This window comes from Novosphingobium sp. MMS21-SN21R, assembly GCF_031846015.1.
In the GTDB taxonomy this organism is placed as follows: Bacteria; Pseudomonadota; Alphaproteobacteria; order Sphingomonadales; family Sphingomonadaceae; genus Novosphingobium.
Genome location: NZ_JAVRDU010000001.1, coordinates 1,174,829 through 1,197,258, shown reverse-complemented (window position 1 = coordinate 1,197,258; position 22,430 = coordinate 1,174,829). Strand labels below are relative to the sequence as shown.

The 22,430-nt window shown below is 64.0% G+C and carries 21 protein-coding genes, 1 tRNA gene and 1 other RNA gene; 8 read left to right on the top strand and 15 right to left on the bottom strand.

Translation table 11 applies throughout. From position 1 onward, the window contains the following. Window position 1: 1 nt before the first annotated feature. The 5 genes from RM192_RS05735 to hrpB form a co-directional block, all read right to left on the bottom strand. Complete coding sequence (locus RM192_RS05735) at window positions 2–337, bottom strand: YbaB/EbfC family nucleoid-associated protein (RefSeq protein ID WP_311506590.1); 336 nt, start codon at window positions 335–337, stop codon at window positions 2–4. Next, window positions 334–2,166, bottom strand: coding sequence for a DNA polymerase III subunit gamma/tau (locus tag RM192_RS05730; RefSeq protein WP_311506589.1), 1,833 nt, complete (start codon window positions 2,164–2,166; stop codon window positions 334–336). The genes RM192_RS05735 and RM192_RS05730 overlap by 4 nt, the downstream gene beginning before the upstream one ends. A gap of 57 nt (window positions 2,167–2,223) precedes the next feature. Then, window positions 2,224–2,318: signal recognition particle sRNA small type (gene ffs / locus RM192_RS05725), an RNA gene on the bottom strand. 56 nt (window positions 2,319–2,374) lie between these two features. Further along, window positions 2,375–2,653, bottom strand: coding sequence for an ETC complex I subunit (locus RM192_RS05720; RefSeq protein ID WP_311506588.1), 279 nt, complete (start codon window positions 2,651–2,653; stop codon window positions 2,375–2,377). Window positions 2,654–2,720: 67 nt separating this feature from the next. Then, window positions 2,721–5,165, bottom strand: a complete 2,445-nt coding sequence (gene hrpB, locus RM192_RS05715) for an ATP-dependent helicase HrpB (protein ID WP_311506587.1) — start codon at window positions 5,163–5,165, stop codon at window positions 2,721–2,723. 80 nt (window positions 5,166–5,245) lie between these two features. Here hrpB and RM192_RS05710 point away from each other — a divergent pair, with 80 nt between their 5' ends. Continuing rightward, window positions 5,246–5,392 carry a hypothetical protein gene (locus tag RM192_RS05710; RefSeq protein ID WP_311506586.1) on the top strand — a complete coding sequence of 49 codons (147 nt, stop codon included), beginning with the start codon at window positions 5,246–5,248 and terminating at the stop codon, window positions 5,390–5,392. A gap of 1 nt (window position 5,393) precedes the next feature. Here the strand turns inward: RM192_RS05710 and RM192_RS05705 are convergent, their stop codons facing one another. Together RM192_RS05705 and RM192_RS05700 are read right to left on the bottom strand one after the other, a co-directional pair. Then, window positions 5,394–6,410 (bottom strand): aldo/keto reductase, encoded by a 1,017-nt coding sequence (locus tag RM192_RS05705; protein WP_311506585.1) that lies wholly within the window; start codon window positions 6,408–6,410, stop codon window positions 5,394–5,396. A gap of 25 nt (window positions 6,411–6,435) precedes the next feature. After that, window positions 6,436–7,449, bottom strand: a complete 1,014-nt coding sequence (locus RM192_RS05700; protein WP_311506584.1) for a polyprenyl synthetase family protein — start codon at window positions 7,447–7,449, stop codon at window positions 6,436–6,438. A gap of 101 nt (window positions 7,450–7,550) precedes the next feature. Here RM192_RS05700 and RM192_RS05695 point away from each other — a divergent pair, with 101 nt between their 5' ends. Next, a complete protein-coding gene (locus tag RM192_RS05695; RefSeq protein ID WP_311506583.1) occupies window positions 7,551–7,841 on the top strand; it encodes a chorismate mutase in 291 nt (96 codons plus the stop codon). 4 nt (window positions 7,842–7,845) lie between these two features. Here the strand turns inward: RM192_RS05695 and RM192_RS05690 are convergent, their stop codons facing one another. Beyond that, window positions 7,846–8,313 (bottom strand): Lrp/AsnC family transcriptional regulator, encoded by a 468-nt coding sequence (locus RM192_RS05690; protein ID WP_311506582.1) that lies wholly within the window; start codon window positions 8,311–8,313, stop codon window positions 7,846–7,848. A 248-nt stretch (window positions 8,314–8,561) separates the two neighbouring features. Between RM192_RS05690 and RM192_RS05685 the strand changes: the two genes are divergently transcribed. From RM192_RS05685 to RM192_RS05670, 4 genes are all read left to right on the top strand, one after another. Next, window positions 8,562–10,334, top strand: coding sequence for a histidine kinase dimerization/phospho-acceptor domain-containing protein (locus tag RM192_RS05685; protein WP_311506581.1), 1,773 nt, complete (start codon window positions 8,562–8,564; stop codon window positions 10,332–10,334). A 15-nt stretch (window positions 10,335–10,349) separates the two neighbouring features. Then, the gene (locus RM192_RS05680) at window positions 10,350–11,369 is read left to right on the top strand and encodes a polysaccharide deacetylase family protein (protein ID WP_409233788.1); all 1,020 of its coding nucleotides are present in this window, start codon (window positions 10,350–10,352) and stop codon (window positions 11,367–11,369) included. A 52-nt stretch (window positions 11,370–11,421) separates the two neighbouring features. Further along, window positions 11,422–11,497: transfer RNA gene (locus RM192_RS05675), tRNA-Ile, on the top strand. A 112-nt stretch (window positions 11,498–11,609) separates the two neighbouring features. After that, on the top strand, window positions 11,610–13,484 hold the full coding sequence (locus RM192_RS05670) for an ABC-F family ATP-binding cassette domain-containing protein (protein ID WP_311506580.1): 1,875 nt from the start codon (window positions 11,610–11,612) through the stop codon (window positions 13,482–13,484). Here the strand turns inward: RM192_RS05670 and RM192_RS05665 are convergent. Genes RM192_RS05665 through RM192_RS05655 form a run of 3 tightly spaced genes read right to left on the bottom strand, consistent with a single transcriptional unit; the run spans window position 13,481 to window position 17,324 of the window. Next, window positions 13,481–15,802, bottom strand: a complete 2,322-nt coding sequence (locus tag RM192_RS05665) for a molybdopterin cofactor-binding domain-containing protein (RefSeq protein WP_311506579.1) — start codon at window positions 15,800–15,802, stop codon at window positions 13,481–13,483. The two genes, RM192_RS05670 and RM192_RS05665, sit on opposite strands and share 4 nt — an antisense overlap. Then, window positions 15,799–16,326 carry a 2Fe-2S iron-sulfur cluster-binding protein gene (locus RM192_RS05660; protein WP_311506578.1) on the bottom strand — a complete coding sequence of 176 codons (528 nt, stop codon included), beginning with the start codon at window positions 16,324–16,326 and terminating at the stop codon, window positions 15,799–15,801. Before RM192_RS05660 ends, RM192_RS05665 begins: the two co-directional genes overlap by 4 nt. A gap of 20 nt (window positions 16,327–16,346) precedes the next feature. After that, window positions 16,347–17,324, bottom strand: coding sequence for an aldo/keto reductase (locus RM192_RS05655; protein ID WP_311506577.1), 978 nt, complete (start codon window positions 17,322–17,324; stop codon window positions 16,347–16,349). Window positions 17,325–17,432: 108 nt separating this feature from the next. Here RM192_RS05655 and RM192_RS05650 point away from each other — a divergent pair, with 108 nt between their 5' ends. Both RM192_RS05650 and RM192_RS05645 read left to right on the top strand, forming a co-directional pair. Continuing rightward, window positions 17,433–18,338, top strand: coding sequence for a LysR family transcriptional regulator (locus RM192_RS05650; RefSeq protein ID WP_311506576.1), 906 nt, complete (start codon window positions 17,433–17,435; stop codon window positions 18,336–18,338). Between the two features lie 133 nt (window positions 18,339–18,471). After that, window positions 18,472–19,638, top strand: coding sequence for an MFS transporter (locus tag RM192_RS05645; RefSeq protein WP_311506575.1), 1,167 nt, complete (start codon window positions 18,472–18,474; stop codon window positions 19,636–19,638). Here the strand turns inward: RM192_RS05645 and RM192_RS05640 are convergent. From RM192_RS05640 to RM192_RS05625, 4 genes are all read right to left on the bottom strand, one after another. Beyond that, window positions 19,635–19,979 (bottom strand): hypothetical protein, encoded by a 345-nt coding sequence (locus RM192_RS05640; protein ID WP_311506574.1) that lies wholly within the window; start codon window positions 19,977–19,979, stop codon window positions 19,635–19,637. The two genes, RM192_RS05645 and RM192_RS05640, sit on opposite strands and share 4 nt — an antisense overlap. Window positions 19,980–20,498: 519 nt before the next feature. After that, a complete protein-coding gene (locus tag RM192_RS05635) occupies window positions 20,499–21,293 on the bottom strand; it encodes a glucose 1-dehydrogenase (RefSeq protein WP_311506573.1) in 795 nt (264 codons plus the stop codon). Next, window positions 21,293–21,661: an EthD domain-containing protein gene (locus tag RM192_RS05630; RefSeq protein WP_311506572.1), complete on the bottom strand. Its 369-nt coding sequence runs from the start codon at window positions 21,659–21,661 to the stop codon at window positions 21,293–21,295. Before RM192_RS05630 ends, RM192_RS05635 begins: the two co-directional genes overlap by 1 nt. Window positions 21,662–21,680: 19 nt before the next feature. Then, window positions 21,681–22,421 carry an SDR family oxidoreductase gene (locus RM192_RS05625; RefSeq protein WP_311506571.1) on the bottom strand — a complete coding sequence of 247 codons (741 nt, stop codon included), beginning with the start codon at window positions 22,419–22,421 and terminating at the stop codon, window positions 21,681–21,683. Between the last annotated feature and the right edge of the window lie 9 nt (window positions 22,422–22,430).

Genomic DNA, 22,430 nt, shown 5'->3' with positions numbered 1-22,430 from the left:
ATCAGAACGGCAGCTTGAAGCCCGGCGGAATGCCGGCAGCCATCTGGACCTTCTGCATTTCTTCGGCAGCGGCAGCATCGGCCTTGCCGCGCGCATCATTGAACGCAGCGGCAACGAGGTCTTCGAGAATGCCCTTCTCGGACGGTGTCAGCAGACTGTCGTCAATGGCGACACCGATCACCCGCCCCTTGGCCGAGGTACGGATGCGGACGAGACCGCCACCGGCTGCGCCTTCGACCTCGATGTTGTCAAGCGTCGCCTGCGCGTCCTCCATCTGCTTCTGGATGGTCTGCGCCGCTTGCTGCGCCGCCTGAATCATCTCTTCCATCGACTTCATGCGCGTTTGCTCCAAGGTCTCTTTTCGTGCTCTCGCGAGCTTTCTTCATCAATGATCACCGCGCCGGGGAAAGCCTCAAGCGCGGCCTTGACCAGCGGGTTCTGCTTCATCGCCTCGGCCTGCGCTTGAACAACGGCCGCCTTGGCTTCTTCAAGGCTGGGCTGTGCCTCGCCCTCGCCCCGTTCGACAATCCAGTTTTCACCGGTCACATGATTCAGCGCGCGGCGGATTTCCGCAGCCGGATCACCAGGCAAACCGGGCGCGAGTTGATAGCGCAGATGTCCGGGCTTCAGGTCAATCACCCGCACGGCGAGCCGCATCGTGGACCCGACGAGCGGGGTCACATGTTCGACCTGCTGGACAAGCGCTTCCCAATCGACCGCAGCAACTGGTGCAGCATGTGCTGCGGGGCTTGCAGCCGTCCCGCTGTCAACGGCCGATGGCGCAAGAACAACCGGGCGCGAACTCAGTTCCTCAAGCTTGCGGATAAGGCCACCGGGATCGGGCATGTCGGCCGCGTGCATGACCCGCAGCAGCGCCATTTGCGCCGCAACCAGTGGATCGGGAGCGGTTTTCACCTCTTCGTAGCCCTTGAGCAGCAATTGCCAGAGGCGATGCAGCTGTCCTGCCGAGAGCGCCTTGGCCCAACCCTCCAGAGCCTCGCGCTCCTCGGTCGAACGAATGTCGGGGCCAGCGCCGCCAATCTGCGTGACAGTGATGCGGTGGACCACGTCCATCTGCGCGCGCATCATCGCGATGGGTTCAATGCCTAGCGAATACTGCTGGGCGACTTCCTCGAGCACCGTGTCGCCCTTGCCCGACAGCACGGCTTCGAGCAGGCGGCGCTGCATCGACTTGTCGGCAAGGCCTAGCATCTGGCGGACCTGCTCTGCCGAAACATGCGTCGCACCATCGTCGCTGCCGACAAGATCGGCATGGCTGATCGCCTGATCGAGGATCGAAAGGCCATCGCGGACCGATCCTTCGGCAGCGGCGGCGACCATCGACAGCGCTTCGGCATCTGCCGCCACGCCTTCCTTTTCGCAGATCATCGCAAAGTGGCTGGCGAGCAGCGGCGCGGGGATCCGCTTGAGGTCGAACCGCTGGCAGCGCGACAGCACCGTAACCGGGAGTTTGTCGACCTCGGTCGTGGCGAAGAGGAACTTCACATGCGCTGGCGGTTCCTCAAGTGTCTTGAGCAAGGCGTTGAAAGCATTGCGCGACAGCATGTGGACTTCGTCGACAATGTAGATCTTGTAGCGAGCCGAAACGGCGGCATAGCGCACCGCTTCGATGATCTCGCGCACGTCATCGACGCCGGTATTGGAGGCGGCGTCCATCTCGATCACATCGATATGGCGGCCTTCGGCAATGGCCCGGCAAGGCTCGCACACGCCGCAAGGATCGATCGTCGGCCCGCCCTGCCCGTCCAGCCCGATGCAGTTGAGCGCTTTTGCGATAAGGCGGGCGGTCGAAGTCTTTCCGACTCCGCGCACGCCAGTCATCAGGAAGGCGTGGGCCAGACGGTCGCGCCTGATCGCGTTGGCCAGCGTCTGGACCATCGCGTCCTGCCCGATCAGTTCGGCAAACGTCTGCGAACGGTATTTTCTCGCAAGGACGCGGTATGGCTGGACTGCGGGCGCGGCGGGTTTGGCGGCAACAGGTGCACGCGGCGGCTCAGGTTGCGAAGCCGCTACCGGCGCCGGTTCGCCGAACATCGACGACTGGCCTGCGGCTTCAAGCTCTGCCGCGCTTGGGCCGGTGTCTTCGGGCCCGTGGTCTGGTCCGTCTTCCGGCTCGCCGCCGAACATGTCAGGTGAATCGCCCATCGCGCCCTATGTAGGAACTGTGCAGCGCCTTGTCGAAGGGTGCAAAGCGTTATGGGTGGAAAAGGAGCCGGCCGACCCGCCGCAAACCGTTGTGGCTGCTTCCTTCCGGACCTGACCAGGTTGGCGGACGCAAGCGTCCGACCGACTCCCGGATGCGCATATGGCGAGGCGAGGTCGGTTTGTCCAGCCCTTGAAAAGTTAGCGGAACCTAGCGGAAGTTGTCGGCGTAGCTTTGCAGCTTGAGCTTGCGCGTGGGCGTCGGGATCACGTGGGCTTCGATGCCGTAGCGAGCGGCATAAGCCTCTGCGTCTTCGGCGCTTTCGAACTTCAACACGACTTGTTGTTGGGTGTCACCCGAGCCTGCCCAGCCCATCAGTGGGTCGGGGCGCTTGGCCTCCGATGCTTCGAATTCGAGCAGCCAATCGCTGGTCCGGGCCTTGCCGGACTGCATGGCGTTCTTCGGGCGCTGATAGATGCGTGCTGACATGGCCGCTGCACTGCGTCGAAACGCCGCGGGAATCAAGTGCGGGAATCACCATGTCGCCCGCCTTTGATCAGCGGGAGCGATTGAATGCGTTCTTTGTCTTGAGGCTGGGATCTTCGGTCCATGGCTCGTCGGGCCAGCGATGGCGCGGATAGCGGCCCTTCATGTCCTTGCAGACATCCTTCCACGACCCGCGCCAGAAGCCGGGAAGGTCCGCCGTCGTCTGGATCGGTTTGCCGCCGGGGCTGGTGAGCGACAGCAAAAGAGGCCGCTGCGGTTGGCCGATGCAGGGGTGGCGGTCGATGCCGAACAGGGCCTGCACGCGCAGTTCCACACAAGGGCCACCTTCGTGGGCATAGTCGATGGCGTGGCTGGTCCCGGCAGGCGATCGGAACTGCGCCGGAGCGAGCCGGTCGAGGTCTGCCTTCGCGTTCCAGTCGAGCCGGGACAACAAGGCGTCATGGAGCTTGCCTGCGCCTATCGCCAGATCGCGGCGACCTCCGAGCAAGGGTGCCAGCCAGTCTTCGAGGGATTCGAGCAGTGCCTGTTCGGACAGCGCCGCAATTCCGGCATAGCCTGCGCGCTCGATCAAGGCGCGGGATGCATCGCACAACGGCAACATGCACAGGCCGCTTACGCGGATTTGTGCGATCAGCAGCGCGGTGACCTCAGCGGGATCGGGCTTGGGATCGGGCACGCGGGCCAGCACGACCGCGCCCAAGCGCCGTTCAAGGCGAGCTTCGACGCGCGCCTCGGCAGCGTTCCATAACAGCGTGTGGCGTTCATCGATACGGTGCGCGAGGTGGCGGGTGACGTCAGCTTCGTCCAGCGCAAGAGCGGCAGTGATGCGCGCGCCTTTCGCCTCGCCCTGCGCATCGCCGATCACCAGCCATTTCGCGGTGGCGAGCGGTGATGCAGGATCGAGCCGGTAACCGCGACCGCCCGAAGATTGCCATTCCTCGCCGCTCGCACTGCGCGCGCGAGCGATGCGGTCAGGGAAAGCTTCGGCGAGAAGGATAGCAGTAGGAACTTCTGCGTCCCTGCTCATAACCGCCTGTTTTTCCGCCAGCGACGCCCAGCGCGAGGCCAGCTTGCGCGAACTTTCGGCGCGGGAGCCGCGCTCGCCCGCCCAGCGATCAAGCCTGCGCCCGAGGTCTTCGCCGCGCCCGCCGAGGCCGCGTTCCTGCAGCAGCAGGGCGAGACGCGCGGCTTCGCCTGCCTGCCCGCGCTGCGCTGCGAACAGCAGCATATGCGCGAGCGCAGGTTCCATCGGCAGACGGGCCATGGCACGGCCGTGCGACGTTATCCGGCCCTCTGAGTCCAGTGCACCCAAAGCCCGAAGCGCGGATTGCGCCGTGGCCAGGGCTGCCGACGGTGGCGGATCGAGCCATGCCATCGTCGCCACTTCCCCCGCGCCCCATTGCGCCAGCGTCAGTGCAAGCGGCGCAAGATCGCTGGTGGTGACTTCGGGCGGATCGAACGGTGCCCGGCCCGCGTGCGCCGCCTCTTCCCACAAACGATAGGCAACGCCCGGCCCTTGCCTTGCCGCACGGCCTGCGCGTTGCGCCGCCGACGCCTGACTGGCTCGGGTGGTGACAAGGCGGGTGACGCCCGCCACCTTGTCAAACTCGGCCCGGCGCGACAGTCCAGCGTCGACCACGACCGAAACGCCGTCGAGCGTGAGCGATGTTTCGGCAATGCTGGTGGCCAGTACCACGCGACGGCGCCCCTGAGCATCGCGTTTGATCGCAGCACGCTGCCCAGCTGGTTCGACCTGCCCGTGGAGCGGCAGGACCAGCGCATTCGGCAACCGTTCCGCGAGCATGTCCGCCGTGCGCTCGATCTGCGCGACGCCGGGGAGGAAGGCGAGGATATCGCCCTGTTCCTCGCGCCACGCAGTCTGGATGGCCGAAGCCATGGCGGCTTCGATCTTGACGTCGGGCCGCGCACCGAGCCATTTGTGCGTCAGGGAATAGGCCTTGCCCGCACTTTCGATCACCGGTGCATCGGTCAGCAGCGCGGCGAAGCGCGACCCATCGATAGTGGCGGACATCACGACAAGGCGCAGGTCCTCACGCAGCACGCCTTGCGCCTCGATGGCAAGGGCGAGGCCGAGATCGCTGTCGAGATGGCGCTCGTGGGCTTCGTCGAACAGAACGGCGGATGTGCCCGCGAGCTCGGGATCGTTCAGGATCGTGGCGACGAAGATCGCCTCGGTCATCACCAGCACGCGAGTGCGGGCAGAGCGCTTGGCATCGAGGCGCGTGACGTAGCCGACGGTGCCGCCCGCCTCCTCACCCAGCAGTTCGGCCATGCGTTCGGCAGCGGCGCGCGCGGCTACGCGGCGGGGGGACAGTACGATGACCTGGCCGGTGCACCATGGCTCGGACAGCAGGGCGGGCGCGACGGCAGTGGTCTTGCCCGCCCCCGGCGGGGCGATCAGCACGGCGCTTGGCCCGGACCGCAGGGCAGCGAGCAGGTCGGGCAGGACAGCGCGGATCGGCAAGTCGTTCACGCCGGGCGCTTTACGGGGGAATGACCGCGCGATGCAACGTTCAGCTTCGCAGCGTCGCGGAGCTGGTTTAGGGCAGCCCGATGAAGACCACGCTGGCATTCGTGGTGGCCCTGACCACCGGCATCCTGTTCAGCGGGGCGATGATCGGCGCGGCCATCCTTGGCGTCGGCGCGGTCTGCGGTGGGAGTTGCTACTGGCTGTGGCGCCGTTTCGGGCGGCGCAAGTAGCTCACCCCATCGGGTAGGGAACTTCGCGCGAAACTTTGTTGACTGCCTGCATCACCGCATCCGGCAGCACCAGGTCGGCTGCTGCGAGGATCGGATCGAGTTGATCCTCTGCACTCACCCCGACAATGGTCGACGCGACGAAATCATGCTGCTTCGACCAGGCGACTGCGAACGTTACAGGGTCCAACCCTGCTTCGGCAGCGATGGCGATGAAGCGTTCAGTGGCGTGCATCGACCGGTCATTGACGAAGCGCTGGCCCATCTGTGCCTGCCGCCCACCCATTGCCAGATAATTCGTGAAGCGCGCGCCTTCGGGCCGCGCACCACCTTTGTACTTCCCTGAGAGCACCCCGCCCGCGATGGGCGAGTAAGGGATCAGGCTGACCCCTTCCTTGCGGCAGACTTGCGCCAGCTCATCTTCGAACCGGCGATTGTTGAGGCTGAAGTTGTTCTGGATCGTCTGATAGCGCGCGGTGCCGAGGCGTTCGGCGGTGGCGAGCGACTTCATCAGGCCCCAGCTGGTTTCATTCGAGCAGCCCGAAATGCGGACCTTGCCCGCTCGCACCAGTTCGTCGAGCACTTCCATCGTCTCGTCATAGGCGGTGTCATGATCGGGCCAGTGAGTCTGGTAGAGATCAATATAATCGGTGCCGAGCTTGGTCAGGCTGGCTTCGATTGCACCCAGGATGTTGCGCCGGTCGAGCGCGGTCATGCCATTGCGGCAAGGCGAGCGGAACCAGACATGGCTAGGGCCAGAGACCTTGGTGGCAAGGATGATCGCATCGCGCGGCTTGGTCTTGAGCCACTTTCCGACGATTTCCTCTGTGCGTCCGACCCACTTGCTGTCGGGCGGAACCGGGTAACCCTCAGCGGTATCGTAGAAATTGATGCCCGCGTCATAGCACCGGTCAAGAATGCGTAGCGCGGCGGCTTCGTCGGTCTGGCTGCCGAAGGTCATCGTGCCCATGCAGATGTCGGACACCACGATGGCGGACTTGCCGAGACGGCGATACTGCATGGGTTTCTCCGGGGGTAAGTGGCCGTCAGAACCTTCGGGCGACAGCGAATTCGGCGGCCTCGGTCATCGCGGCCTTGGCAGCGCTGGCCGGGAATGCCGCAATCGCATCGATGGCGCGCTGGGCATACATGCGAGCGCGTTCGCGCGTGGCGTGCACGGCATCGTGGCGATTGATCAGCGCAATGGCGTGAGCAAGATCCGCGTCGGCCGACCGATCACCGGCAATAGCCTGCTGCCAGAAAGCACGCTCTTCGGCGTCGCCGCGCGCATAAGCGAGGATGACCGGCAGCGTCATCTTGCCCTCGCGGAAATCGTCGCCCTGATCCTTGCCCATTTCGGACGCATTTGAATCATAGTCGATCGCGTCGTCGGCCAGCTGGAACGCGATGCCGAGGTTCTTGCCGTAGGAATCGAGCGCAAGTTCGTCTGCTTCGGGGCGTTCAGCGACGACGGCGGCAATACGGCAGGCGGCGGAGAACAGCGCGGCGGTCTTGGCGGCGATGATGTCGAGGTACATTTCCTCGGTCGTGTTGATCTGGCGCTGAGCGACGAGCTGGTCGACCTCGCCTTCCGAGATCACTGCCGACGCGTTCGACAGGATGCGCAGGACCTTGAGCGAGCCGTCCTCGACCATCAGTTCGAAGCTGCGGCTGAACAGGAAATCGCCGACCAGCACGGTGGCGGGATTGCCGTACACGATGTTGGCAGTCTTCTTGCCACGCCGCATGTCGGACCCATCAACCACATCGTCGTGCAGCAGCGTTGCGGTGTGGATGAACTCTACCGCCGCCGCCAGCTTGTAGTGGCGGCTGCCGCCGTACCCCAGCAACGAGGCACTGGCGAGCGTGAGCATCGGGCGCATACGTTTGCCGCCGCCCGCTATGAGGTGCCCGGCCAGCGTGGGTATCAGAGGAATGCGCGACTGCATGCGATCGAGGATCACGGCATTGACGCTGTTCATGCCCTCGGCCACCAGCGACATCATCGGGGTGAGCGAGGGTTCCGCCTTGCGCGGCAGGGGGTGGACGGTCGCGGTCATCTTGGGGCACCGCTTGGCGTCACCAGCGGCGCTTGGCAAGATGCAACTTGCACGGTAGCGGCGTTTGCACCGATGAGTTGCGCGCTGGATGGGGTAAGGGAATGAGCGAAGATCACGTGCTGGCAGGCTATCGCCAGTCGATCGACAACATCGACGCGGCCATGATCCACATTCTGGCCGAGCGTTTCCGCATTACCAAGGCCGTTGGCGCCCACAAGGCGCAGAACAAGCTTCCCGCGTCTGATCCCGGTCGCGAGGAGCGCCAGATCGAGCGCCTTCGCAAGCTGGCCGAAGACGCCAAGCTGGACCCGGAGTTTTCCGAGAAGTTCCTGCGATTCATCATTCAAGAAGTGATTCGCCATCACGAGAAGGCGGCAGGCACGGCAGGCTGAGGCCTCAATCCTCTAGCGGAACGCCGGGCACCTGCTTGGCGGTGCGGATGGTCAGCGACGTTTTCACGCTGGCGACGTTCGGTGCTGGGGTCAGTTTGCTTGTCAGGAATTCCTGAAAGCTTTGCAGATCCTTGCTGACGATCTTCAGGATGAAGTCGATTTCGCCATTGAGCATGTGGCATTCACGCACTTCGGCCAGCGTGCGCATGTGATCCTCGAACTGGCGGAGCGATTCCTCGGCCTGGCTCTTGAGGCTGACCAGCGCGAACACGGTAATGGCAAAGCCGAGCTTCGAGGCATCGAGTTCTGCATGGTAGCCCTTGATCACGCCCGCATCTTCGAGCGCGCGGACGCGGCGCAGGCACGGCGGTGCAGTCAAGCCGACGCGCTGCGCCAGTTCAACGTTGGTTACGCGCCCTTCGTCCTGAAGTTCGGCGAGCAGGCGCCGATCGATCGTGTCCAAGGTTGCCATGCCTTCTGTTCATCCATTTCACATTCGCCCGCCGAAGCTTTCGGAAAGTAGCGATTCTTGCAACTTTCCGCACAAAATCGAACACGGTGCGATAATTTTGTTGTTTCATATCGCAATCGTCCCACATTGCAACGCAGTGGATAGCAACCTTTTGTCACTGGCCACGATTTGTTAGCCTTCGATAGATAGACAGGTCCTCCGCAGCTTCGCGCTACGGCTAACCCGGCTGCACCTGACGCGGAGCGTGAATGATTGTCGATGACCGCCTTGAAACCGTGCTGCGTACCAGCGTGGCCGGAAAGACGGCGGGCCGTACCCAAATGCGGCAACTTGTCGACCTGCTTGGCGTGGTTCCACTGGCGGCATGGACGACGCGCCACGCAGCCGCGCTCGAACGGCTTGATTCGCTGGCATCTGCGCTGAGCGATGAAGAATGTGCGAGCGTGCTGCGCGCGACATCGCACCGCTCCGCCGTGCTGGTCTATCATTTTGCCCACAGCGGTCCGCGCACCGCATCGGCCGTCATCGCCACGGCGCGACTCTCTGAAGACGACTGGCTGGCCCTGATCCCGCGGCTGCCGACAAGGGCCCGCGGGTTTCTCCGTCACCGCACCGATCTGGGTGAGCGCGTGCGGGAAACGCTGTCGCGGCTCGGCATCAATGATTTCCTGCTGCCCGAACCGGACGTCCAAGTTCCTGCCACGGCCCCCGCCGAAGGGTTGGCAGAGCAACCTGAACCGGACGTTCTGGACCTCGCCGAGCCGCTCGCGGTGCCACCGCCCATCAGTGTCCCAAGCCCTTCTTCACCGCTCGACGAAGGCATCGGCGCAATCGTGCGGCGCATCGAGGCATTCCGGCGCAAGCGGGAAGAGCGCGATGCAACGATGCAGGCGCCCCGCGCGGATGGCCTGGCGCCACTGCTGCCGTTCGGCGACGAACAAGCGCCCGCACGATCGCCTGCGATGTCCATTGACCTGCGCACCGATGCTGAAGGCGTGGTGGTGCATGCTGCCATCGATCCTGCAGGTATGCTCATCGGCACGCGCCTCTTCGTATCGGACCCTGCCGCTGCGGTGCACTGCAATGATGCCATGGCGGCGGCCTTTCGTCTGCGCCAGCCGATCAGCGCAGGCCAGCTTGCCATTGAAGGCGCTGACCACGTTGCCGGTTTCTGGCAGGCAGACGGCACCCCGAGTTTTGCCAGGGACGGTGGCCGTTTTGCCGGATACCTCATCCGCCTTCGCCGCCCGCTCCAGCTTGCCGCAGACAACGAGGCCCCTGCCCCGAACCCGCAAGGCGATGCCGATCGGTTGCGCCAATTGCTGCATGAACTGCGCACGCCGATCAACGCGATCCAGGGCTTTGCCGAAGTGATCCAGCAACAGGTGTTCGGCGCAACCCCGCACCAGTACCGGGCCATGGCCGCCAGCATTGCCTCGGACGCCGCGCAGATGCTGGCAGGCTTCGAAGAAGTTGAACGGCTCGTGAAGCTGGAAAGCCACACGCTCGATATCGATAGCGGCGAAGCCGACGCAGCAGAAATCGTCGCGCGGCTGGTTGAGCAGGTTTCGCCCATTCTTGCTGCCCGCAATGTCCGCCTGACGGTGGCCATGCCGCCGCAGACCGTGCCCGTCGCATTTGCGCCGGACGAGATCGAGCGATCGGTTTGGCGCGTGCTCACAGTGATTGCCGCGAGCGTGGCACCGGGTGAGCGCCTGTCGATAACGCTCGAAGCGCAGGGCGAGGCGGCAATTCTTGCCCTTACGCTTCCGTCATCACTCCAGCGACTGGATGATGCCGCTCTGTTTGCGCCCGACGCAGGTGGCAGCGGCAGACCGTTTGCGGCCTCGGCCATGCTTGGCAATGGCTTCGCCTTGCGCCTTGCACGGGCCGAATTCGAGGCGGGCAACGGGGCGCTTCGCCGAGACGGTGAACGCATCATCGTTAGCCTGCCGTACTTGACCGCCGGAAATCAGCAACTTACCCCTTCCCCCTCCGACAATCGGTCGGTTACTGGCTGATCCGGGGGGAAACAGATGGACGAACGCCCGGATACTTTGCGCCCTCAGATATTGGGCATGCCGACCGAGGCGGACTTCGTTCGCTTCGATCCCGCATTCCGCACGCGCTTTGTCCTGACCATCGACACCGAGGAAGAGTTCGACTGGAGCAAGCCGCTTGACCGGACGAGCCACGGGCTTGACCATGTGCCGCGCCTCGCCAAGTTTCAGCAGTTCTGCGAAGGGTTGGGCATCGTCCCGATCTACCTGATCGACTATCCGGTGGCGAGCGACCCACGCGCGGCTGAAGTTCTGGGCGATGCGGTAAAGGCCGGGCGCGCAGAGGTGGGCGTGCAGTTGCATCCATGGGTAAGCCCGCCGCACGATGAGGTCGTCAACGTCCACAACAGCTTTGCCGGCAACCTTCCCGCTGATCTGGAACGCGCCAAGTTCCGCAAGCTGCGCGATACCATCGAGCAAGCATTCGGCGTGGCCCCGCAGATCTATCGCGCGGGCCGTTATGGTGTGGGTCCGGAGACGGCCTCGATTCTGTCGGAATGCGGCGTCGCTATCGACACCTCGGTGCGCTCGCGTTTCGACTACAGTTCGACCGGCGGCCCCAACTTTCGCGACCATCCGTTAAAACCGTGGTGGATAAGCAAGCGCAACGGGCTGATGGAAATGCCGCTGACGACGGTGTTCTGGGGTTTGCTCCGCAAGCAGGGCAAGGCGATTTATCCAGCTCTGTGGCGCGTACCCCGCTTGCGCGGCGCACTGGCACGGCTTGGCCTGCTCGAGCGCATTCCGCTCACCCCTGAAGGCGTAACACTGGAAGAGGCGATCAAAGGCATCGATATGGCCATCGACGACGGCCTGCCGATCCTTGTCTTCTCCTTCCACAGCCCCTCGCTGCGCCCCGGCCTTACGCCTTATGTGCGCGACGAGGAGGAACTGGACGCCTTCTACGACTGGTGGCGCGGGGTGTTCGAATATCTCGGCAAGCGCGGCGTGAAGCCCGCCTGCGTGCGCGAAGTGACTGCGGCTGCGCAGGTGTGACGCGCCAGCGCCTTGCAAAAGGCAAACCGGCACTGTAACCGGCACCGGCGATGGGCCTGTAGCTCAGCGGTTAGAGCTGGCCGCTCATAACGGCTAGGTCGCGGGTTCAAATCCTGCCGGGCCCACCATCCTCCCAAATTAGCTGATATTTCGGCACCTTTGTTGCGCTGCCGGCGCATTTGCGCAGGCACTTGCGGAAAAGTTGCACAATTTCCGCCCGCTCATGCTAGGCGCGCGCCCATGCTTACGATCAACGGTATCACCGTGCGCCTTGGCGGGCGCGACATCCTTTCCCGCGCCTCGGTTGCGGTGCCTCCGCGCGCCAAGGTCGGCCTGATCGGCCGCAATGGCGCAGGCAAATCCACACTTGTAAAAGCGATCATCGGCGAAATCGAGCCTGACGAGGGCTCGGTCGACATGCCGCGCCGCACCCGCCTCGGCTATATCGCGCAGGAAGCGCCGAGCGGCGCGAAGTCGCCGTTCGACACAGTGCTCGAATCCGACGCCGAGCGCACTCAACTCCTGGAAGAAGCCGAGACCTGTCACGATCCCGACCGGCTTGGCGACGTGCACGAACGGTTGTTGGCAATCGACGCTTACAGCGCCCCTGCCCGCGTCGCCCGTATCCTGATCGGCCTCGGCTTCGACGAGGACATGCAGGCACGTCCGCTCGACAGCTTCTCGGGTGGCTGGAAGATGCGCGTGGCACTGGCCTCGCTCCTGTTCTCCGCGCCCGACGTGATGCTGCTCGACGAACCGTCGAACCACCTGGATCTTGAAGCTACGCTGTGGCTGGAGAACTTCCTCAAGTCCTACCCCGGCACGCTGATCGTGATCAGCCACGAGCGCGACCTGCTCAACAATGTGGTCGATCACATCGTCCACCTGCAGGGCGGCAAGCTGACCCTCTATCCGGGTGGCTACGACAGCTTCGAGCGCCAGCGCAACGAGCGCCTTGCCCAGCAGGCTGCTGCCAAGGCAGCGCAGGACGCGCAGGCCGACCGGCTCAAGAGCTACATTGCCAAGAACAGCGCGCGCGCTTCGACTGCCAAGCAGGCACAGTCGCGCGCCAAGATGCTGGCGAAGATGCAACCGATTGCCGCGATGGTGGAAGATCCGACGCTCAGCTTCGACTTCCCTGATCCCGATGAACTGCGCCCACCGCTGATCACGCTCGATCTGGCCGCCGTCGGCTATGCGCCGGGCCAGCCGATCCTGACGCGGCTCAATTTGCGGATCGATCCCGATGATCGGATCGCGCTGCTGGGCCGCAACGGCAACGGCAAGACCACGCTGGCCCGCCTGCTCGCGGCGCAGCTCGCGCCGATGGACGGCGAGATGCAGGCGACCGGCAAGATGCAGGTCGGGTATTTCACCCAGTATCAGGTGGAAGAACTGGAGGGCGGCTCGTCGCCGCTGGAGCTGATGACCCGCGCGATGGAGGGCAAGACGCCCGCCTCCGTGCGTGCGCAACTGGGCCGGTTCGGATTTTCCGGGCACCGCGCCACCTCGCAGATCAGCACGCTGTCGGGCGGAGAGCGCGCGCGTCTGGCGCTGGCGCTGGTCACGCGCGATGCGCCGCACATGCTGGTGCTCGATGAGCCGACCAACCACCTTGATATCGACGCGCGCGAGGCGCTGGTGCAGGCGCTCAATTCCTATCAGGGCGCGGTGATCCTGATCAGCCATGACCGCCATATGGTGGAACTGGTCGCCGACCGGCTCGTGCTGGTCGATGGCGGCACGGCCAAGCCCTATGACGGCAACATGGAAGACTACATCGACTTCATCCTTGGCCGGAACCAGCCAAAGGCGGGGCAGTCAGGCGGCGGTCAACCCAAGGAAAAGGGTGACCGCAAGGCCCGCGCGATGGCCCGCGACGAGTTCAAGGCGCTGAAGAAGAAGCAGTCCGAGGCCGAAACCCGCGTGAGTAAGCTACAGGCTGAAATTGCGCAGATCGACCGCGCGATGTTCGAGCCTTCAAGCGCCGCGCCTGCGCTGGCCAAGCTTTCGATGGGCGAGTTGTCCCAGCGCCGCGGCACGCTCGCCCGCGAGCTGGAACAAGCCGAGGAAGCCTGGTTGCTGGCGGGCGAGGCGCTGGAAGGCGTGGGTTAAACCAGCGCCGCCTTCACATATTCCGGGCGCAGCGGCAGGCGGCGAACCGCCTTGCCGGTTGCATCCATCACGGCAGCGGCAATGGCAGGGGCTGCGAGCGCGTTCGCGCTTTCCGAGCCCTGCCCGTATTCGCCCTTGCCGCCGTTTTCGGCGATGATCACGCGCAATTCGGGCATTTCGGCCATGGTCAGGATCGGATACCCCGACCAGTCTGCCGACGTAACTGCGCTTTCATCGAAGGCGACTTCCTCGTGCAGTGCCTGGCTAACACCCATAAGGCAACCGGCCTGAATCTGGCGGCGCAGTTGCAGCGGATTGATGACGACGCCGACATCGGCAACGATCGTCACGCGCTCAACTTTCACCTCACCACTTTCGGGAACGACCGAGACATGCGCGGCGCAGGCCCAGTAGCCCTGATCACGCAGCATGATCGAGGCGCCCTGCCCCTTGAGCGCCGCCTTGCCCGTGGCGCTGGCGCCGGGTGCAGGCGAGGAACGGGTGGCCCAGCCGGATTCGGCGCGCAAGCGCTCGAGGATCGGCTTGAAACGGGGTTCGCCGATGTGATCGAGCCGGAATTGGATCGGGTCCTTGCCCGCGAGCATCGCGGCTTCGCTGATCGCCATTTCGCGCGGGAAATTCTGCTGAAACTGGACAGGCGTGCGCATCGAGTGATCGCGCAAACCTACAGCAATGGGCGATTCCTTCTGGCCAATCTGAAGCGTTGCCAGAGCACGTTCGCGCACTGCGCCGACAGTGTAGACCCAGTCGTCACTCATGCCGCTGACCGCGTTCTGGAAGCCGTCCTTGGTTTCGGCAGATGGGGCATCGATCACCGGTAGGCCTGCGAGCATCGCGCCGACAAGCCGGTCGTCCTGCATCGGGAGGCCGCGATGGTCGGCCTGATAGCCCGCGATGCGGCCATCCTTGTCCAGCGCGATGCTGATATCTGCGGTGGCCGCAGACGACTGGCTCGACCACTGCATGTCATCGGCGCGCATCCACTGCACGCGCACCGGACGGCCCAGCTCGCGTGAGAGCAGAACTGCCTCGTCCTCGCTGCCCGCGCTTCCGCCGTTCGAGCGGCCGTAGTGACCCGAACCGGGATACGTGCGCACGACGACCTTGTCCTCGGTCGTCCCGAGCATCTTCGCGGTCATGCGGCGCAAGTGCTGAGCGTTCTGGCTAAGCGTGTGGAGCGTGACCGAGCCATCGGGCCGGTAGTCCGCGAGCGTGACCATCGGGCTGATCGGCGCGTGCTTGAAATAGGGCATGAAGTAGCTGCCCTTGTGCACCTTCTCGCCCTTGATGGTGGCCGGATCGCCTTTGTTCTTCTCGCCATCCTTGACCGGAAGTGCGGCCCAGTCGACCTTGTTGTTCAGGTGATCGGCCAGTTTTTCGTGGCCGGGCAAGCCCTTCCATTCGGTCCACTGTGTTTCGGCTGCGACAGCTTGGGCAGCCTGCACGGCTTCCCATTCATCGGGCGAAACGACCGCGAGCAGGTTTGTGATCCGGACGAGGCGCGCGCCGGGGAACTGCGCAGCATCGAGCTTGCCGGGCTTGACCAGCGTCGATCCCAGCGTTGCCGGATGGATCGTGCGCGCATGGAGCATGCCGGGCAGCTTGACGTCGCCCACCCACATCGTTTCGCCCGCCACCTTGGGGCGGATCGACGGGTTCATCACCGGCTTGCCGATGATCGTGTAGTCCGCCACCGGCTTCATCGGCGGCTCGCCCTTGACGAAGTATCCCATCGGACTGGTGAGATCGCCCATGACCTCGATCGTCAGCTTGAGGTCTTCACCGCGCACCAGATCGGCATAAGTGACGGACTTGCCGCCGCCAGCGATAACGCCGTCCTTCACGCTGAGTTGCGCGCGCGGCACGCCAAGCTTGCGCGCAGCGAGTTCAAGCGAGGCCTCACGCATCATCGCGGCAACCTTGCGCATGTTCTGACCATAGCGGAGCAGGCCGAACGTGCCGCCGCCATCTGGCGTGCGGTCGGTATCACCGGAGACGACCGTGGTCATGGCGGCTAACGGAACGCAGAGTTCCTCGGCGACGATCTGGCGATAGGCTGTGTAAATGCTGCTCTGGCCAAAATCGCACTTGCCGGTGCGGATCAGAATGGTGCCATCGGCGTGAATCTCGATCCAGTTGGCGAAATTGGCGGCATCGGGATTGCCCGTCGCCGCCCTCACCCGGCCCGCGGGCAGCGTGAGGGCTGCCACCAGCGCTCCGCTGGCACCGATGAAGCCGCGGCGGCTGACCCCGGTGAGCTTCGCGCCGTGCACTGTCATATCATAAGTGATGTTCACTTTGCGCCTCCTTCGGCCATCAGGCGGGCAGCGCGGTGCGCGCCTTCGAGGATCGCGGCATAGCTGCCGCAACGGCAAAGATGCGGTGATGGCCCTGACGTGGTCAGGGCCTCCTTGATATCGGCATCGGTCGGCTTGGGGTTGGCTTCCAGCAGTTCGGTGACCTTGATCATCATGCCGAACTGGCAGATCCCGCACTGCGGCACCTGCTCAGCGTCCCAGGCTTCCTGCACCGGGTGCAGCTTGCCCTTCATCTGTTCAGGTGAAAGGCCCTGTTTGGCCGCCCAACGCGCTGGCAACCCGTCGACGGTGGTGACATCCTTGCCTTCGATAGCCGAGATCGGCGTCACGCAGGCGCGCATTTCCTCGCCATCGACCAGCACCGAGCACGCGCCGCACTGCGCCATGCCGCAGCCGAACTTGGGCGTCATCACGTTCAGTTCGCCGCGCAGGACATAAAGCAGGGGCGTGTCGGGCGACGCTTTCACATCGCGCTGCGTGCCATTGACCTTGAGTTTCGTCATGATGTTCTCCCCAGAGCCGCTCAGCGACCGACGCGCGCGGCCAGCGCTGCCGGATAGCGGTCCCCGCTCACCATGAACCCATCAAGGATTCCAGCGATTTCCGCAAGGTCTGCTTGTGTCAGGTTGACCGAGGCGCCTGCGACATTTTCCTGAAGACGCGACAATTTGGTCGTGCCCGGAATTGGCGCAATCCAAGGCTTTTGCGCCAGAACCCATGCCAGCGCGACCTGGGCGTTGGTGGCGCCGAGACGGCTCGCGATCTGGGAGATGCGCTCCACCAGATGCTGATTGGCGGCGCGGTTGTCCGCCGAGAAGCGGGGCACGATGTTGCGGAAATCGCTCGCATCAAGCTCGGTCTCGGTTGTGATCGCGCCAGTCAGGAAACCCTTGCCGAGCGGGCTGAACGGCACGAAACCGATGCCGAGTTCCTCCAGCAGCGGCAGGATTTCCACCTCGGGCGACCGCCACCACATCGAGTACTCGCTTTGCAGCGCGGCCACCGGCTGCACTGCATGAGCGCTTCGGATCGAATCTACACCGGCCTCGGACAAACCGAATTGGCGCACCTTGCCCTGTGCAATGAGGTCCATAACCGTGCCCGCGACGTCTTCCATCGGCACGGCCGGATCGACGCGGTGCTGGTAGAACAAGTCGACATAATCGGTGCGCAAGTGGCGCAGGCTGTTCTCGATCACGGCGCGGATGCGCGCGGGGCTGCTGTCGAGGCCCTTTGTGTTGTCACCCTCGCGGAAGCCGAACTTGGTGGCGATCACCACTTTGTCGCGCATCGGCGCCAGCGCTTCGCCGACGATTTCCTCATTGAGCTGGCCATAGGCTTCGGCCGTGTCGAAGAAGGTCACACCAAGATCGTAGGCCGCGCGGATCAGCGCCACGGCATTGCTGCGATCCTGAGCCGGGCCATAGCCGAACGTCAGGCCCATGCAGCCAAAGCCGAGGGCCGATACTTCAAGACCCTGCCCGAGTGTGCGCTTGTCCATCTTCGAAAACTCCGTGCCACGACCGGTGCAGCGAATGACCTTCTACGCCATCGCATTCATATTGATTATCCGCTAATATCGGCATGAACTGATATCGGAGGTTCATGAATGGCTAAAAGCGAACTGGGCGACCTTGCTGCCTTCGCCATCGTTGCCGAGGAGCGCAGCTTCACCCGCGCCGCAGCCCGTCTCGGCACGTCGCAGTCCGCACTCAGCCATACCGTTCGCAGGCTGGAGGAGACGCTCGGACTCAAGCTGCTCGCCCGCACCACCCGCAGTGTCGGACTGACCGAGGCCGGGGCGCATTTGCTGGAGACACTCGGGCCAGCGCTTGGCGAAATCCGCACCCGGCTCGACGATCTCAGCCGCTTGCGCGAACGTCCGGCAGGCAACGTGCGGATCACCTGCAGCCAGCACGCAGCGCAGACGGTGCTTTGGCCTGCGATCGATGCAGTCATGGAGCGCTATCCCGATATCCGGGTGGAACTGTCCATGGACGGCGCGCTGACCAATATCGTGGCCGACCGCTTCGATGCGGGCGTGCGTCTGGGCGAGCAGGTCGAGCGCGACATGATCGCAGCGCGGATCGGGCCAGACCTGCGCATGCTGGTGGTGGGTTCGCCCGGCTATTTCGCCAGAGCAGGCAAGCCCCTCACCCCGCGCGACCTGACGGAACACGATTGCATCAACATGCGCATGGCTACCAAGGGCGATCTCTATGCGTGGGAGTTCGAGAAGGACGGCCATGCACTGCGGGTGCGGGTGGATGGACGGCTGACAGTCAATGAATCCGGGACGGCGGTCCGGGCGGCCTTGGCGGGACACGGCCTCGCCTATGCGATGGTCGACCGCATTGAGGATGAACTGGCCTCTGGCGCGCTGGTGCCGGTTCTCGAAGACTGGAGTCCGCCGTTCGCCGGGCACCATCTCTACTATCCGGACCGCCGCAATCTCTCGCCCGCGTTTCGCGTGGTTCTCGACGAGCTGAAGGCGCGCGCCGGTCCAAGCCATTGAGCGGACCGATAGGTTGTGCCCGACGGTTTCGATTGGACGGTGCCGCAAATCGCCTGCACCGACGCTGCAACCGGGAAAAACCGGGACTGTGGAGAGCGAGCACCGGATGGCAAGGCACCGTACCCCGAGTTTCATGACCGGCATCTCGCTGCTGCTGCCGATCACACTGACGACAATGGCGATCGTCTTGCTCGCCCCGGTCCTGCCGCAATTGATGGCCGAATTCGCAGGCGTTCCGAACCACGAATACCTTGTGCCGATGGTGCTGACCCTACCCGCCTTGTGCGTGGCGATCCTGTGCCCGTTCGCTGGCATTCTGGGTGATTATTTCGGACGGCGGCGCCTGCTGCTGGCCTCGTTCGTGATCTATGCCGTGGTCGGCGTGGCGCCGGTTTTCCTGACAAACATCGTGCCCATCCTCATCTCGCGCATCGGCGTAGGCATCGCCGAGGCGCTGATCTACGTCCTCTCCACCACGATGATTGCTGATTACTACAAGGGCGCGGCGCGCGATCGCTGGTTGGCCGGGCAGACCGCGTTTGCGTCGGTCTCGGCGCTGGTGTTCTTCAACCTTGGCGGCGTACTGGGTGAATCGGGCTGGCGCGCGCCGTTCTGGGTCTATGGCTCGGCGCTGGTGATGTTCGCGCTGGTGTGGATCTTCACGTGGGAGCCTGCGGGCGACGACCGTCCGGACGATGAAGCGGCGGCAGCACCACACAATCTCAGTTGGGCGGCATTCCCGTGGAGCCGGATGGCGCTCATCGCCGCGATCACGATCTACGGTTCGGTGTTCTTCTATACCGTACAGATTCAGGCATCGAGCGGGCTTGCAACGCTCGGCCTCACCAGCACGGCGCGGATCGGCTTCCTGACATCGATTGCCAGCATCGGCGTGCCGCTGGGAACATTCGTCTATTCGCGCGTCGGCCGCATCGGCGTAGGCAAATTGCTGCTGGCCGAATTCGCGCTGCTTGCCACCGGCTTCCTGACGATGGGCAGCACAGCCAATGTCACGACCTTCCTGATCGGCTGCTTCATCAACCAGCTGGGCGCAGGCTTGCTGCTACCCACCCTGCTGGTCTGGGCGATGAGCATCCTGCCGTTCGAGGTGCGCAGCCGCGGCACGGGCTTCTGGCAATCGGCCTTCGCGCTCGGCCAGTGGCTCAGCCCGGTGGTGGTGACCTATCTTTCGCTGCGCAGCGGTGGGCTGATGCACGGCTTCCAGATGCTGGGTTACCTCGCGGCGGCAGGCGCAATTGGTGCCGTGGTGGTGACTGGCGCGAACCGGAAATCTGTTTAGGAAAATTCGACCCGGACGCCGCCAGCCGCGCTCAGCCGGTCGACAAACTCGTCAGAAAGCGGGCGCGCGAACTCAAGGCCGGCCTCACCATTTTCAGCCCAGCGCAGCCAGGTCGTGATCCGAGCAAGACCTCCGAGCACTATCTTGACGGGAGCGCCGATGGACTGGCTGCCCGCATAGCCGGCCACGCGGCAGCCATGGGCAGAAATATCCAGAAGTGAAGGGCCTTCGCCCGCGACTGCTGGAACAATGTCAGCGCGAACAACCGCTTCACGGCGGTCGCTGTTCCGGCGTCCTTCCAACCGCTCAATCGGCGGGCTCTTTGTCTGCAGCCTGTCCATCTACGCAGTTTAACTGGTAAAGGGTTAAGGTTGCGTTTTCCATCAAGAGCCGCAGATTTGTGGTCCGACTGTGCGGCACGGTAATTGCCAGCGCAGCCAAGCAAGCTCGACAAACGACATAGCACTATTTGAAAAATGGTGCGCTTAGGTGCTTCGAACACCTGACCCCATCATTACGAAAGCAAGGAAAGGGTGGCTAGAAAGCTTGCGATTTCAAGTGCTTAGATCTGATTGAGAAGGTGTGTTCAGCTTTGACGCAAGCCCTCCCCAAGCTGGGCCATCGCTCGGGTTGGGCCGGTTCCTAGTGAAATCGCGTTGCTAGGAGCGGTCCCGGAAAAATGACCCGTGCTGACCCCGTTTTGAAGCCACCTACTGGACGCTGACGCCCCCCTTGGAACGACCGACAATGGGACTTGGCTGCCGCTAGCGTTTGAGCCCGCGAACGGCGAGTTTCAGCCAACTCTGGCGTTAGTCAGGGCCGGCAGTCGCATGCTGTGGTCCGATCTTTCCGTGCCGCCTCTATCCAAACTGCAGCGTGCCGACATCAACAATGCCCCCGCCCCCGTCTGCCGACAATGTGGCCCCGGTTACGAAGGCCGCGTCATTCGAACACAGGAAAGCAACGATGGCGGCGATCTCTTCCGGTTCAGCCATTCGGCGCAAGGGATAGACGCTGACCATATCGCGGGCGAGGGCATTTGCCGTTGTGCCTTTGAGAGCAGCGATGTCCGCGATGGCGCGCTCGGCCATCTCGGTTTTTACCCAGCCGGGACACAGGGCGTTGCAACGGATGTTCTCCGGACCGTAATCGTAGGCGATGGACCGGTTGAGGCCGAGCATTCCTGCCTTCGTGGTCAGATAGGAAACGTAGGAGGGCGCGCCGGATAGCGCCGCCACGGACGCCACGAGCACGATCGCTCCGCCGCCGCGTTTACGCATGGCCGGGATCGAGGCCCGCGTAGCGAGCATCGCCCCTTCCAGATTGACCTCGAACACCCGGCGCCAGTCTTCGAGCGATACGGTTTCGACTGATCCGAACAGTTCGATGCCTGCATTGGCAACCAGCACATCCAGACCGCCGAAACGTTCCTCGGCTTCGGCAACAGCGCGGGCTAGATCGTTAAGCGAGGCGGTGTCACCGATCACGGCATGACCGCCGCACGCATCGGCCACGGCGCGAAGTGGCGCCTCGCGGCGACCCATGACGACGACCTTGCCGCCTTCATCCGCGATCCGTTTGGCTGAAGCCGCACCGATGCCGGTGCCTCCGCCAGTGATGAGAGCAACCTTGCCCGTAAAGCGCCCCGGCACCATCAGCCGATCACGGAGTGCGGTGTGGTGAACAGTATCGAGGAACGGGCGATGTCGATGAACTGCGCCTCGTCCTGCGCGAGCCGAGCCTGCGCTTGGGCAGCGGCAGGATCGGTGTTGCCCCGCGCGAGGTCTTCGGGCGAGGCAAAGCTGATCGCCGCCACGCCGTCGAACGGTTCGGCAGTGCCGCGCATCGCCTGCATCTGCGCTGCAACGTCGGGCAAAGTGCTGTAGTTCTGCACGTAGCGCGCGATTCCGAGCGTTGCGGCCAACGACTTGACCAGTTCCGCATGGGGGCCGCTCCAGTAGGCCGCGAAGTCTTCGCGGCTCATTCCGGGCTTGCGATGGAGGCAATAGTGGATCGTGATCATGGTGCTCGTCTTCCAGTTTCTATGAAGCTGTGATGCCGCCATCGACAAGGTGCGCCGAGCCCGTGACCGACCTCGCGTCGCCTGACAGCAGGAAGGCGGTCATCGCGGCAACGTCTTCGGGCGTGGCGCAATGCCCGGTGGCGTGGCGGGCATCGAGATCGGCCCAGATCGCCTCGTCCTTGAGTTCGGCGAGCGTCAGCGGCGTGCGCACGTAAGTCGGGCACACCGCGTTGCAGCGCACACCTTGTGCGCCGTATTCCAGCGCGACGGTTTTGGTCAGGCCGATCACGCCATGCTTGGCCGCGACGTAGGCCGCCGTCCCGGCCTGCCCGATAAAGCCGCAGATCGATGACATATTGACGATCGCCCCGCCGCCATTTGCGATCAGGTGCGGAAGCTCAGCCCGCATCGAATAGAACACACCCGACAGATTTATCGCGATGGTGCGGTCCCACCAGTCGAGCGGATAGTCGGCGGTGGGAAGGAACGGCCCGCCAACGCCCGCATTGTTGACCGCGCCGTCAAGCTTGCCGCCCCAGTTGACGACTTCCACAATGGCGCGCTGCATGGCCGCCGGGTCCGACACGTCTGCGGCAAAGGCTTTGGCGCCGGCCACTTGCCCTGCAACCCGTGCTGCGGCTTGCGGGTCGAGATCAATTACGCCCACCCGCGCCCCCTCGGACGCCAGCCTCGTGACGATGGCCTCGCCAAGCCCCGATCCGCCCCCGGTTACAGCAATGACCTTGCCTTCGAACCGCATTGTAAACTC